11 protein-coding genes are annotated in these 13,190 nt (G+C 60.3%); 3 read left to right on the forward strand and 8 right to left on the reverse strand.

Features of this window, described 5'->3' with window-relative positions; all coding sequences use genetic code 11:
* Nucleotides 1-94: 94 nt before the first annotated feature.
* From AC07V4_RS08960 to AC07V4_RS08995, 8 genes are all read right to left on the reverse strand, one after another.
* Nucleotides 95-1,696, reverse strand: a complete 1,602-nt coding sequence (locus tag AC07V4_RS08960) for a flagellar hook-associated protein 3 (protein WP_492635903.1) — start codon at nucleotides 1,694-1,696, stop codon at nucleotides 95-97.
* A 14-nt stretch (nucleotides 1,697-1,710) separates the two neighbouring features.
* Nucleotides 1,711-3,756, reverse strand: coding sequence for a flagellar hook-associated protein FlgK (gene flgK / locus AC07V4_RS08965; RefSeq protein WP_492635902.1), 2,046 nt, complete (start codon nucleotides 3,754-3,756; stop codon nucleotides 1,711-1,713).
* 10 nt (nucleotides 3,757-3,766) lie between these two features.
* A complete protein-coding gene (gene flgJ, locus AC07V4_RS08970; RefSeq protein ID WP_492635901.1) occupies nucleotides 3,767-5,029 on the reverse strand; it encodes a flagellar assembly peptidoglycan hydrolase FlgJ in 1,263 nt (420 codons plus the stop codon).
* A 4-nt stretch (nucleotides 5,030-5,033) separates the two neighbouring features.
* Nucleotides 5,034-6,143 carry a flagellar basal body P-ring protein FlgI gene (locus AC07V4_RS08975; RefSeq protein WP_431752271.1) on the reverse strand — a complete coding sequence of 370 codons (1,110 nt, stop codon included), beginning with the start codon at nucleotides 6,141-6,143 and terminating at the stop codon, nucleotides 5,034-5,036.
* A gap of 6 nt (nucleotides 6,144-6,149) precedes the next feature.
* A complete protein-coding gene (gene flgH / locus AC07V4_RS08980; RefSeq protein WP_431752268.1) occupies nucleotides 6,150-6,845 on the reverse strand; it encodes a flagellar basal body L-ring protein FlgH in 696 nt (231 codons plus the stop codon).
* Between the two features lie 53 nt (nucleotides 6,846-6,898).
* Nucleotides 6,899-7,684, reverse strand: coding sequence for a flagellar basal-body rod protein FlgG (gene flgG / locus AC07V4_RS08985; protein ID WP_060756054.1), 786 nt, complete (start codon nucleotides 7,682-7,684; stop codon nucleotides 6,899-6,901).
* A 68-nt stretch (nucleotides 7,685-7,752) separates the two neighbouring features.
* Nucleotides 7,753-8,493 carry a flagellar basal body rod protein FlgF gene (locus AC07V4_RS08990; protein ID WP_431752267.1) on the reverse strand — a complete coding sequence of 247 codons (741 nt, stop codon included), beginning with the start codon at nucleotides 8,491-8,493 and terminating at the stop codon, nucleotides 7,753-7,755.
* 371 nt (nucleotides 8,494-8,864) lie between these two features.
* Nucleotides 8,865-10,427: a sigma-54-dependent transcriptional regulator gene (locus tag AC07V4_RS08995; RefSeq protein WP_492635900.1), complete on the reverse strand. Its 1,563-nt coding sequence runs from the start codon at nucleotides 10,425-10,427 to the stop codon at nucleotides 8,865-8,867.
* Nucleotides 10,428-10,685: 258 nt separating this feature from the next.
* Here AC07V4_RS08995 and phhA point away from each other — a divergent pair, with 258 nt between their 5' ends.
* From phhA to AC07V4_RS09010, 3 genes are all read left to right on the forward strand, one after another.
* The gene (gene phhA, locus AC07V4_RS09000; protein ID WP_431752265.1) at nucleotides 10,686-11,477 is read left to right on the forward strand and encodes a phenylalanine 4-monooxygenase; all 792 of its coding nucleotides are present in this window, start codon (nucleotides 10,686-10,688) and stop codon (nucleotides 11,475-11,477) included.
* A gap of 104 nt (nucleotides 11,478-11,581) precedes the next feature.
* Entirely contained in the window at nucleotides 11,582-11,938 is a 357-nt protein-coding gene (locus AC07V4_RS09005) for a 4a-hydroxytetrahydrobiopterin dehydratase (protein WP_003192995.1), read from the forward strand.
* Nucleotides 11,938-13,131 (forward strand): amino acid aminotransferase, encoded by a 1,194-nt coding sequence (locus AC07V4_RS09010; protein WP_492635899.1) that lies wholly within the window; start codon nucleotides 11,938-11,940, stop codon nucleotides 13,129-13,131. Before AC07V4_RS09005 ends, AC07V4_RS09010 begins: the two co-directional genes overlap by 1 nt.
* Nucleotides 13,132-13,190 lie beyond the last annotated feature (59 nt).

Here is a 13,190-nt window from a genome sequence, read left to right on the forward strand (position 1 = left end):
TGTGCTTTGTGCAAAACCTTCAAACAATTAAGTCGCAGAAACGACAACGGCCCATCCTGTTACCAGGCTGGGCCGCTGCGTAATCGCGACGAAATTACATTCGGCTGAACAGACTCAACTGGGAAATTTTCACGAAAGCCAGCTGCGACGCCTGCAACATGGTTTGCTGCAACGTCAGGTTGATCGCCGCCTCGCCCATGTCGATGTTGGCCAGATCACTCATGGTGCTGGTATTGGCCAAGCCAATACTGGTGTTTTCACTGGCCTGGATATCCAAGGCATTCTGCCGCGCACCGATGGAGCCGCGCACGTTATCGAGCTGGGTACGTGAATTGGCCAGGTTGCTGATCGATGCATCCAGGACATCCTTGAGCTTGATCGCCGCCGCCGGATTGTTGTCGGCAGGTTGCTCCAGTGCCTGACGCAACTGGCTGAGGGTATCCAGCGCGTTCTGGGTTTTCTTGGTACTGGCACCGACTGAGAACTGATCACCCGCCTGCGGTGGCCCGGCATTCACATCAAACGTCACCCCGGCCGCCGTGACCGTTGTACCGCCGCCGGTATCACCGGTGGCAATGGCCTTGCTGTCTGCCGAGTAAGGCTGGGCGTACACCTCGTAGGCGGTGGCGCTGGTGAACTTGATAACCGCGCCACTGTTGGCCGGGAACGTGCTGGCGTAGTCCGCCTGATTGGACACACGGGCACCGGTCAATTGTGCGGTGGAGGCATTGCTTGGCGTGCGCGAGACACTGAAGGTATCCGGCTTGGCTTCCAGGCTGAACGAACGATCCTTGACCAGTGCATCAGAGTTGGCACCGGGCGCGACATCGCCCAGGTTCAACGTGATGTCGAACTTCACACCGCGCAACGCAACGCTGCTACTGCCTTCCTTGGTGGCATCGAACGTGCCGTTGCCCGGAATCTCGGACGTCACGTCGTTGCCGTCCTTGTCGGCCACCTTATATTGCGTGCTGCTGGTAAAAGTCAGCTTGTAAGGCTGGCCATCGGCGAACTTCTTGGTGTAGTCGATGCCCGAGGTGACCAACCCGGCCGACAGCGCGACCTTGTTATCGTTGACCGTAGGCGGCACCGTCTGCGGCACCGGCGGCAGCCACGTGGCCTGGGTACGCCCAGAGTTTGCTGCGCCTTCCAGAATGGTCTTGCCGGTATCACCAGCACTGACATTCAGTGTATTGGAAACCTGCAGGCTCAGCGGCGTTTCATCGCCCTGATAGCTGTAGGTGCCATCGCTGTTACGCGAATACGGCGGGGTCTGGGACTTGGAGCCGGAGAACATATAGTTGCCGGACGAGTCTTTGCTGTTGAGCAACCCCAGCACCTGATTTTCAATCGCGCCGATCTCGCTGGCGATAGACCGGCGATCAGCGTCGCTGATCGAACCACCGGCGCGCAAGGCCAACTGGCTGGCGCGCTGCATGGCATCGTCGATCGAACTCAGTACGCTTTCTTCGTTGGTCAGGGAGTTCTTCAGGCTGGTGACGTTGCCGCTGAACTGGCCCAGCATGTCTTTCTGCTGTTGCAGCAACAGCAAGCGCGCCGCCGCTACCGGATCATCCGCGGCGGTTTGCACACGCACACCGGAGCTGGCCTGATCCTGGGCCTTGACCACACTGGAGTAGTTATCCGAATACTTGGCGGAGCTGGTTTCAAAATATTGGGCAGTAGAAATACGCATCGTCCCAGGCTCCCTTAAAGACTATTGATCAATGTGCTGAAGGTTTCTTGCGCAGCCTTGATGATCTGCGACGACGCGGTGTAGTACTGCTGGAACTTGATCATGTTGCCCGCCTCTTCATCCAGGTTCACCTGGGACACCGAGTTGCGTGCGTCCTGGTTGGCCTTGAGCAACGCACCGGTAGCCGTGGTGTCGGTAATCGCCGACGCCGCCTTGGCCCCCACGGTCGATACCAGTCGGCTGTTGGCCGCCACCAGGCTCACACCGCCGCCGCTGCCGTCCGACAGACCGACTGTGGCTTTGGTCTGCAAGTCCAGCAGCGCTTGAGCATTGCGGTTGTCCGACTTGCCCGATGCGTTGAAAGAGAACGTGGTGCTGTCGCCATCGGCCGGCGAGCCGCCCACGGTCGTATCAAACTTGAAGCTCTTGGCCGGCGATACCAACGCGCCATTGGCATCGCGCATCGGTACGTTGATGGTGATTTTGTTGCTTTGACCCGGAACGATAGTGCCGCTGCCAATCGGATTGCCCTGAGAGTCGTTGAGCGTATAGGCCTGCGTGCCATCAGCGGCCGGCTTGCCGAACACCATTTTCACCGGCATCGAATGTTCAATCCCGGTACGCAGTTGCGCGGTGTCCGCGCCGCCGTGAATGTCGATAGGCACGGTCAAGGTCGGCGGCGTAAAGGTGCCGGTCCCTTCATTGGTCTTGCTACCCTCGCCCAGCAACGGCCCGGCGAAGGCGATTTTATTGGCGTCCTTCAGCTCGGTACCGATGTTGGTCGCGCCATTGGCGGTCGGGCTGACTTTGAAGCTGTCGCCTGCGGCCATCGGCCCATGGCCGTCTAAGGCCAGGGTGAACCCGTCAATCACCGGCGGCGGCGTGGTGGTCGTGTCGAACGCACCCATGGCCTTACCATCGGAGCGCGTCACGGTGTAATTATTGCCACTGGTGAAGGTGACTTTATAGTCGTAGATCGACAGCTTGCTGCTGTCTTGGATGCTCACGTTCAGGTTACCGGAACCGCTGCTGTTGCCCGCCGCACCCTGGCTGCGCTGCGCAATGGCCGCAGCGCTGTTGATGTCCTTGAACAACGACGAGCCGAAGTCACCGTTCAAATCCACGCCCTGGCCCAGCTGACTGTTGACGGTATCGGCTGTGGCAATCGCGATACGCCCCAGGTCATTGATGGCCGGCATCAACGCATCACTGCGATAACGCAGCAGGCCGCCAATGCTGCCGCCGCTGATGACGTTACCCAGATCAATCGACGTACCGCCGCCAGTGTTGAGCTGGATGGTGTACTGGCTCGGGTCATTGGTGCTCGGCACCGCAGAAACGGTGTTGGACTGATCGCCCAGCACCAGCGACTGGCCACTGCCAGTACTGACGCTGAACAGGCCATTCTTTTCGCTGGCGGTGACGCCGATCAGCTCATTGAGCGAGCGCACGGCCTCATTACGAGCATCCAGCAGGTTGGCCGGGGCGGTGTTGCTTGAGCCCTGGGCCTGAGTGATCTGCTTGTTGAGCGAGGCAATCGAGGAGGTCAGTTGGTTGACCTGATCGCTCATGGTGCTCAGTTGGCCATTGATCGACTCTTTTTGCTGGTTCAGTTGGTTGGAGATCGAGTTGAAACGGTTGGTCAAGGTCTGGGCACTGGTCAACAGCACCTGCCGGGCGGACACGTCGCTGGGGTTAGCCGCCGAGGTCTGCACGGCGGCGAAGAACGCACTCAGCACCGAGGACATGCCGGTGGTCTTGTCCGACAGGGTCTTATCAATCGCACTCGCCTGGCTTGAGTAGGCCTTGGCATCGTTATTGAGCGCGGTGCTGTTCTGGTAGGCCGTATCCAGGAACTCGTTATACACCCGGCGCACGTCCGCCAAGGTCGTACCGCTGCCGATGAACACCCCGCCGTACTGGTTGTTGGCGTTGGCATTCTGGGTGGTCTGCTGGCGCGAATATCCCGGAGTATTGACGTTGGCAATGTTGTTACTCAGGACCGACAACGATCCTTGAGCGGCGTTAAGCCCTGACATCCCGATACTGAGCAAACTCATGATTCAGACCTTATAAATGAGTGGTCGCGCCCGCGGCAGCGTAATTCTGGTAACTGTTCATCGTTTTCGCGATCTGCGAAATCTTGCTGGCGTAGTCCGGATCGGTGGCGTATCCGGCCTTTTGCAACTCGCGAACAAACTGTTCCGGGTTGTCGGCTGATTTCACAACTTCTTTATAGCGATCATTGCTTTGCAGCAATGTCACGAGGTCGTGGAAGCTGTCCTGGTAGGAGTTGTAGGAACGGAATTGCGCCGTTTCCTTGACCATCGCCCCATCACGAAACTCGCTGGTGATTGCACGGGCCTGGCCACCCTGCCAACTCTGCCCGGCCTTGATGCCGAACAGGTTGTGGCTGCTGCTGCCGTCCTGGGCGCGCATCACCGATTTACCCCAACCGGTTTCCAGGGCCGCCTGGGCCACCAGATACTTCGGATCGACACCAATACGCGCGGCGGCAGCCTTGGCCATCGGCAGCATGGTGGCGACAAATTCATCCTGCGAGCTGAAGGCTTTTTTCGCTGGCGCCAGCGGCGGTTGCGCCACGGCACGGCCATACACCTGCATACGCCCACTCTGTACGGCAAAACCGTGGGCAGCACTGTTGATCACGTTGTCATCGGCTGCGCTATTGCGCAGCGGCGCGGTCTTGGCGACGGCGGCTACATCCGTATTCGGCACAATGCCTGCGAGCAGGCGATCAGTCAGTTTGCTCGGCAAGGCGATACGGCGCTGGTTCATCAGCTCCATATCGTTGGCGTGGGCATTGCTGCCTTCAGGCACCGCCACGCGGTAAGCCCACAAAGGCCGTTGGCCGTTGGAGCGTCCCAATGGTCCGTCCACCTGAGTGCCGGCGGCGATCTCGGTCGGGGTATCGACTTTCTTCACCGGCACCTCGGCTGCCGGGCCTTGCAAGGTGGCTGCCTGGGCGTCCACCGGTTTGTTCTTCTGCATCTGGCGCATCAGCACGTCAGCCAAGCCAATCCCCCCGCCTTCGCGGGACATCGAGACGGCCAGTTGCTGGTCGTACATTTCCTGATACTGCTTGGCCGCCGGAGTGTTCAGCGGGTTGTCCTTGCCCAGGGCCTCGGTGGCCGAGCGCATGGACTTGAGCATCTCGCTCAAAAACAGCGATTCGAACTCCTGCGCCACTTTGCGCATGTTGCCTTCGCTGTTCTTGTCACCGACCTTGAGCTGGTTAAGCCGGTTCAGGTCGGAGTAAGACCCCGAGTCCGCCGTGCTGCTGATCCCGCTCTTGCGCATATCCATGGCCATGGCCTCAGATCACGATCAGGTCGGCTTGCAAGGCGCCGGCCTGTTTCAAAGCTTCGAGGATCGCCATCAAGTCGCCGGGCGCTGCGCCCACCTGGTTCACCGCACGGACAATCTCGTCCAGGGTGGTGCCGGGACCGAACTTGAACATCGGCTTGGCTTCTTGCTGGGCATTGACTCGTGAGCGAGGCACCACCGCCGTCTGGCCGTTGGACAACGGCCCTGGCTGGCTGACGATCGGGTCTTCGGTAATGGTCACGGTCAGGCTGCCGTGGGTCACCGCCGCTGGTGACACCTTGACGTTCTGGCCGATCACGATGGTGCCGGTACGCGAATTGATGATGACTTTGGCCACTGCCTGGCCCGGATCGACCTCCAGGTTTTCCAGGATCGACAGGTAGTCGACGCGCTGGCTTGGGTCCAGTGGCGCGGTCACGCGGATCGAGCCGCCATCGATGGCCTGGGCCACACCAGGGCCCAGCATGTCGTTGATCTTGTCCACCACACGCTTGGCGGTGGTGAAGTCAGAGCGGTTGAGGTTCAGGGTCAGGCTGTTGCCCTGGTTGAAACCGCTCGGCACGGTGCGTTCGACCGTGGCACCACCCGGGATGCGGCCGGCCGAAGGCACGTTGACGGTGATCTTCGAGCCGTCACGACCTTCCGCGTCAAAACCACCCACCACTAGGTTGCCCTGGGCGATGGCGTAGACATTGCCGTCAATACCTTTGAGCGGCGTCATCAGCAAGGTGCCGCCGCGCAGGCTTTTCGAGTTACCGATGGACGAAACCGTGATATCCACCACTTGCCCCGGCTTGGAAAACGCCGGCAAGTCGGCACTGATGGACACTGCCGCGACGTTCTTCAACTGCACGTTACCCGAGCCTGGCGGCACCTTGATGCCGAACTGCGAGAGCATGTTATTGAAGGTCTGCAGGGTGAACGGGGTCTGGGTGGTCTGGTCACCCGTGCCATTGAGCCCAACCACCAGGCCGTAACCGATCAACTGGTTGGAGCGCACACCGGAAATGCTGGCGATGTCTTTCAGGCGCTCGGCCTGGGCGACAGCGCTCAAGGAAAGCAACAGCGCCGCAGCCATCAGCTGTTTGAGTTTCAAAATGGCCACCTAGAAAGGGAACAGCGGGCTAAGGAAGAAACGGTCGAACCAGCCCGGCTGACTCGCATCAGCAAACGAACCCGTACCCGAGTAGGTAATGCGCGCATCGGCAATCCGCGTCGACGGCACGGTGTTGTCGGTAGCAATATCATCGGCACGCACCATGCCGGCAATCCGCACCAGTTCGTCGCCGGTGTTGAGGGTCATCCACTTTTCACCGCGTACGGCGATGATGCCGTTGGGCAATACATCGGCCACGGTCACGGTGATCGAACCGGTCAGGCTGTTGCCCTGCCCCGCCGCGCTCTTGCCGTTAGTGGCACGGTCGCCACTGTAACCGGCGTTCAAGCTCAGGTCGCCATCGCCCAACGGGTTATTGGTGTTGGGCACGCCCCCAAACAACGAGGTCAGGCCAATACTGGTCTTACTGGTTTTGCCCACTTGGGAGTTGGCGTTTTTGCTCGCCTGGGTCTTCTCGTTCAGGGTGATGGTGATGATGTCACCCACGCGGAACGCCTTGCGGTCGCTGTACAGGTTCTGTTCGAAACCGGCCTGGTAGATCGAGCCGTTGTTAGCCGCCGCCGGCAGCGGCGTGCGCGGCAATACCGGCGCGTAGTACGGGTCATTGGGTTTTGGCGTCGGGGCGACACAGCCCGCGAGCACGGCGATCCCACTCAATGCCAGAACAGAAACATAGCGATTCATGACCCTTACCTCACGGTGTTGCAGGCGCCCTCAAGAGCGCCCCATAGACTTGATTACAGATTCTGCGTGACGAACGAGAGCATCTGGTCGGCGGTGGAAATCACCTTGGAGTTCATCTCATAGGCGCGCTGGGTGGTGATCATGTTGACCATCTCCTCAACCGTGCTGACGTTGGAGGTTTCCAAGGTGCTTTGCAGGGTGGTACCGAAACCGTTCAGGCCCGGGGTGCCGATTTGCGGCGCGCCACTGGAAGCGGTTTCCAGGAACAGGTTGTTACCCATGGCCTGCAGACCGGCCGGGTTGATGAAGTCGGCGGTTTGCAAGTTGCCGATCACCTGGGACGCCGGGTTGCCGGCTACGGTGATGGACACAGTACCGTCGTTGCCCACGGTGAAGGTCTTGGCGTTGGCAGGCACCACTACGGCCGGCTCCAGGGCGAAACCGTTGGCGGTGACAATCTGGCCGTTGGAGTCGAGGTGGAACGTACCATCACGGGTGTAGGACGTCGTGCCGTCCGGCTGCAGGATCTGGAAGAACCCGCGACCATTGATGGCCATGTCCAGTGGCTGGCCGGTCTGTTGCAGGTTACCGGCGTTGAAGTTCTTCTGGGTGCCGACGATCTGCACACCAGTACCCAATTGCAGGCCCGACGGCAGTTCGCTGTCCTGGGTCGATTGGGCGCCTGGCTGGCGTTTGATCTGGTAGAGCAAGTCCTGGAACTCAGCGCGATCACGTTTGAAACCCGTGGTCGACACGTTGGCCAAGTTGTTGGAAATGGTGGTCAGGTTAGTGTCCTGGGCGGACAAACCTGTCTTGGCAACCCATAGAGCCGGAAGCATGGTGTTCTCCTTCGTACGCCTGTTTGTTGGCGCCGCGTTGCAAAATTAGTCGTCAGTCGTCGCCGGATTCAGCTCATCGACAGAACGCGCGTCATGGCCTGATCGTCTTCCTTGGCGCTGTTCATCATCTTGATGTGCAGCTCGAACTGTTTGGAAAGCGACAGCACTGCGGTCATTTCTTCCACCGCATTGACGTTGCTCGCCTGCAAAAAGCCCGAGGTCAGCCGGACGTTCGCGTCGGCCTGGGCCGGCTGGCCATCCTTGGTGTGGATGGTGCCGTCGAGGGCTTTGGTCATGTTCTTGAGGTCGGGCTGGACCATCTTGATACGGTCCACTTCCGCCATCACCCGCGGGCCTTCGCCCATGGCGCGGATGCTGATGGTGCCATCGGCGCCCACTTCGATTTTCTGCTGGGGCGGCACGGCAATCGGACCACCGTTGCCCATGATCGGCATGCCGTTGCCGGCACGCAGCACACCCAACGCATCCACATTCATGCTGGCGCTGCGCACGTAGGCTTCGCTGCCATCCGGGGTTTGCACGGCCATCCAGCCGTCACCGCTGACGGCCACATCCAGGTCGCGACCGGTTTCGATCATGGCACCCGGGGAAAAGTCGGTGGCAGGTCGCTCAGTCATCGCAAACGCCCGCGCCGGAAAGCTGTCACCGAACACCGGCATCGAACGCGCCTGCTCCAGGTCACGTTGGAAACCGTTGGTGGAAATGTTCGCCAGGTTGTTGGCATGGGCCTTCTGCGCCAGTGCATTCTGGCTGGCGCCGGTCATTGCCACATAAAGGTACTTGTCCACGCTCTTTCCTCTTTCTGACGGACGCTTGCCGCCCACCGCTGTACTGAGGAGGCTTAAGCAATTTGCGAACCAACTTTTTAAAAGAGAGTTAAATCCAGGCGGGGCAAGGGTTTGCGGGGACATACCGGGAGAGGGAGGACGGAGTGAGAGTCGAAAAAACGGCGGACTTATGCCGCCTGCGGCAAGCGCCGGTCTGGAAAACGACGAAGATCGAATGTGGGAGCGGGCTTGTGTGGGAGCCGGGCTTGCCCGCGATGCAGGCACCTCGGTGTGTGAGTCACATCGCGGTGATGCCATCGCAGCGGTGCGACGATTCGACAAGCCAGCTCCCACACAAGCCCGCACATTTTTGACCGGGTTGTGTCAGTGGCTTATTTGTCGGACTTGAGGATTTCGTAATCACGCAACTTATTGGCGATGGTGGTGTGAGACACCCCCAGGCGCTTACCCAACTGTCGGCTGCTGGGGTGCTCGGCATACAAGCTTTCCAACACCGCCTTCTCGAAGCGTCCAACAATGTCTTCCAGCCCGCCCTCCAGGGAAAAGTCGCCCAGAGGCTGGCGCACGCCATAGTCCGGCAAGCGAATGTGCTCGACCTTGACCGTACCGCCATCACACAACGACACCGCCTGGAACAACACGTTTTCCAACTGCCGCACATTGCCCGGCCAGTGATAATGGCTGAGGCGATCCATGGCCGCCGGGGCCAGCTTGGGCAACGAGCAGCCGATCTGCCGGCTGGCCTGATCAAGAAAATGCTCGACCAACGGCGCCAAGCCATCCAGGCATTCACGCAAGGGCGGGATATGCAGCGACAGCACGTTCAGGCGGTGATAGAGATCCTGACGGAATTCACCGCGCGCACAGAGCTCCGACAAGTCGACCTGGGTCGCGCAGATCACCCGCACATCCAGGTAAACCTCTTCATCGCTGCCTACGCGACGGAAGCAACCGTCCTGCAAAAAGCGCAGTAACTTCACCTGCAAGCGCGCACTCATTTCCCCGACACCATCGAGAAACAGCGTACCGCCCGCCGTCAGCTCCAGCAGCCCCAGCTTGCCTTCAGCCCGCGCCCCTTCAAATGCGCCGGGGCCGTAGCCGAATAGCTCGGTCTCGGCCATCGATTCCGGCAGGCCTGCGCAGTTGAGTGCCATCAACGGCGACTGCCCACGCGGGCTGGCCAAGTGACAAGCACGCGCCAACAGCTCCTTACCGGTGCCGGTTTCGCCTTCTATTAATAGAGGCGCATCCAGCGGTGCCATGCGCCGGGCTTCACGCACCACCGCCGCCATGACCTTGGAGCTTTGGAAGATGCTGTCGAAGCCACGCAGCTCTTGCTTGCGCACATTGTAGATGCGCTCACCCACGCGATCGGCACGGTGCAGCGTCAGCACGGCACCGGCCATGGCCTCGCTGTCATCATGTTCGGAAGATTGCAGTGGCGCGATGTCCGCCAGAAACACGTCGCCCTTGACCTTGACCCGCAGGCCATTGATCCGCGACTTGCTCGCACGCACCAGTTCCGGCAGGTCAAAGTCTTCGGCATAGCGCGACAACGGAATGCCCGGCACCTCGTCCACCCGTACCCCGAGCAACTGCGCCGCCGCACGGTTGGCGGCGACAATGGAGCCACCCATGTCAATCGACAGCACCGGAAACTCCAGGGCGCCGAGCAGCGCATTGAGCTCCATATGGCGCCGTTCACTGGGCATCAACCCTACCCGCTTCACCCCAAAGACCCCGGCAATCGCTTCGAACTGCGGGCGCAGCGCCTGGAACTGCATGTTCACCAGGTTCGGACAAAACAGGTAGATGGCGTTGCCATGCTCACCGCCGACTTCGCCCTTGGCGACGTTGACGCCGTACTCCACCAGCAGGTTGAGAATGTCCCGCAGGATGCCGATACGGTTCTGGCAGTGCACTTTGATACGCATGGAAAGGCCCGAAAAGTGGGAAGGCGCCGCGTCTTTTTGTCGCTGGGCGCAGATAGTCGTCAAGATTATGTGACAACACAGGCCCTTTTCACAGCCCGATACAATGATTGGCCGCACAGTCGTAACGAATACTTTACAAAAGTCGGTATATTTTCCTACACCCCAGTGCTTGAAGGTGGATGGAATCTCGCGCCCATCGGGTTATCAATAAGCTCATCGCAGGACATAACAAGAACGAATTCCTAGCAGGAGAGCCGTATGAAGCAGACGCAATACGTGGCCCGCGAGCCCGATGCGCAAGGTTTTATCCACTACCCGCCGGAAGAACACGCGGTGTGGAACACCCTGATCACGCGCCAGTTGAAAGTGATCGAGGGTCGCGCCTGCCAGGAATACCTGGACGGCATCGACAAGCTCGGCCTGCCGCTGGATCGCATCCCGCAACTGGGCGAGATCAACAAAGTGCTGGCCGAAACCACCGGCTGGCAAGTCGCCCGCGTACCGGCGCTGATCCCCTTCCAGACCTTCTTCGAACTGCTCGCCAGCAAGCAGTTTCCGGTGGCGACCTTTATTCGTACCCGTGAAGAACTGGACTACCTGCAAGAACCGGACATTTTCCACGAGATCTTCGGCCACTGCCCGCTGCTGACCAACCCTTGGTTCGCTGAATTCACCCACACCTACGGCAAGCTCGGCCTGGCGGCCACCAAGGAGCAGCGGGTGTACCTGGCGCGCCTATACTGGATGACCATCGAGTTCGGCCTGGTGGACACGCCCCAAGGCCGGCGCATCTACGGTGGCGGTATCCTGTCGTCGCCCAAGGAGACGGTGTACAGCCTGTCCGACGAGCCCGAGCATCAAGCCTTCGACCCGCTGGAAGCGATGCGCACTCCGTACCGCATCGACATCCTGCAACCGCTGTACTTCGTACTGCCCGAGCTCAAGCGCCTGTTCGAAGTCGCGCAGGAAGACATCATGGCCATGGTGGAGCGTGGCATGCAGTTGGGTCTGCACGCACCGAAGTTTCCTCCCAAGCCCAAGGCGGCTTGAACCTTACCTCTTGAGGCCAGGTGAGTCTGTTCCCTGGTCCCGCGTTGCTTTAGGGTGACGCCACTGACGACCGTTTTTCAAACACTCGAATTCAGGACACTGACATGACCACCTTGAACCAAGCCCACTGCGAAGCCTGCCGCGCCGACGCCCCACAAGTCAGCGACGAAGAGTTGCCGGTACTGATCAAGCAGATCCCCGACTGGAACATCGAAGTGCGCGACGGCGTGATGCAGCTGGAAAAGGTTTTCCTGTTCAAGAACTTCAAATTCGCCCTGGCGTTTACCAATGCCATGGGTGAAATCTCCGAAGCCGAAGGTCATCACCCTGGCCTGCTCACCGAATGGGGCAAAGTCACCGTGACCTGGTGGAGCCACTCCATCAAGGGCCTGCACCGCAACGACTTCATCATGGCCGCACGCACCGACGAAGTGGCCAAGACCGCCGAGGGCCGCAAGTAATGCATTTCGATGCCATTGGCCGCGTGTCCGGCGACCCGATCCTCGGGCTGATGGACCTGTACGCCCAAGACACCAACCCGAACAAGTTCGACTTGGGCGTGGGCGTCTACAAGGACGATCAGGGCCTGACGCCGATTCCCCATTCGGTGAAGCTGGCCGAACAACGCCTGGTGGACACACAGACCACCAAAACCTACATCGGTGGTCACGGTGACGCCGCGTTCGGCAAACTGATCAGCGAACTGGTGCTCGGCACCGACTCCGCCCTGATCCGCGAACGCCGTGCCGGCGCCACACAGACCCCAGGCGGCACTGGTGCCCTGCGCCTGAGCGCCGACTTCATCGCCCACAGCCTGCCGGGCCGTGGTGTATGGCTGAGCAACCCGACCTGGCCGATCCACGAAACCATCTTTGCCAAGGCCGGGCTCAAGGTCAGCCATTACCCGTATGTGGGTGCCGACAATCGCCTGGATGTGCAGGCGATGCTTGCCACCCTATCCACCGTGCCGAAGGGCGACGTGGTGCTGCTGCACGCTTGCTGCCACAACCCGACCGGTTTCGACCTGTCCCAGGATGATTGGCACCAGGTGCTGCAGATCGTGCGCGAGCGCCAATTGCTGCCGTTGATCGACTTCGCCTACCAGGGCTTTGGTGATGGCCTGGAGCAGGACGCATGGGCAGTGCGGTTGTTTGCTGCCGAGCTGCCCGAGGTGCTGATCACCAGTTCCTGCTCGAAGAACTTCGGCCTGTACCGCGACCGCGTCGGCGCGCTGATCGTGTGCGCGGCAGATGCCGAGAAGCTCACGGATGTGCGCAGCCAACTGGCGAATATCGCGCGCAACCTGTGGTCGACGCCGCCGGACCATGGCGCGGCAGTGGTCGCGACCATCCTGGGTGATGCTGAACTCAAGAAGGTATGGAGCGGTGAAGTCGAAGCCATGCGTTCACGGATTGCGCAGTTGCGCGCAGGCCTGGTGGAGGCGCTGGCGCCGCACGGCTTGGCCGAACGGTTCGCCCATATTGGCGCGCAACGCGGGATGTTTTCCTATACCGGCTTGAACGCCGAGCAGGTGAAGCAACTGCGGGAGAAGCACAGCGTGTATATGGTCAGCTCGGGGCGGGCCAGTGTTGCAGGGATTGATGCCAAGCGGCTAGCCTTGTTGGCCCAGGCCATCGCCGACGTCTCCAACTGAAGAAACCTGGACTGAAAATGTGGGAGGGGGCTTGCCCCCGATGGCGGTCTTTCAGCAAC

The organism is Pseudomonas sp. GW821-FHT03A09, from assembly GCF_059421065.1.

Bases quoted from the DNA above. Each gene is read 5' to 3' on its own strand.
- flgH (WP_431752268.1), bottom strand. From the start codon at position 6,845: ATGAATCGCTATGTTTCTGTTCTGGCATTGAGTGGGATCGCCGTGCTC.
- AC07V4_RS08960 (WP_492635903.1), bottom strand. From the start codon at position 1,696: ATGCGTATTTCTACTGCCCAATATTTTGAAACCAGCTCCGCCAAGTAT.
- flgJ (WP_492635901.1), bottom strand. From the start codon at position 5,029: ATGGCCATGGATATGCGCAAGAGCGGGATCAGCAGCACGGCGGACTCG.
- flgK (WP_492635902.1), bottom strand. From the start codon at position 3,756: ATGAGTTTGCTCAGTATCGGGATGTCAGGGCTTAACGCCGCTCAAGGA.
- flgG (WP_060756054.1), bottom strand. From the start codon at position 7,684: ATGCTTCCGGCTCTATGGGTTGCCAAGACAGGTTTGTCCGCCCAGGAC.
- phhA (WP_431752265.1), top strand. From the start codon at position 10,686: ATGAAGCAGACGCAATACGTGGCCCGCGAGCCCGATGCGCAAGGTTTT.
- AC07V4_RS08995 (WP_492635900.1), bottom strand. From the start codon at position 10,427: ATGCGTATCAAAGTGCACTGCCAGAACCGTATCGGCATCCTGCGGGAC.
- AC07V4_RS09005 (WP_003192995.1), top strand. From the start codon at position 11,582: ATGACCACCTTGAACCAAGCCCACTGCGAAGCCTGCCGCGCCGACGCC.
- AC07V4_RS09010 (WP_492635899.1), top strand. From the start codon at position 11,938: ATGCATTTCGATGCCATTGGCCGCGTGTCCGGCGACCCGATCCTCGGG.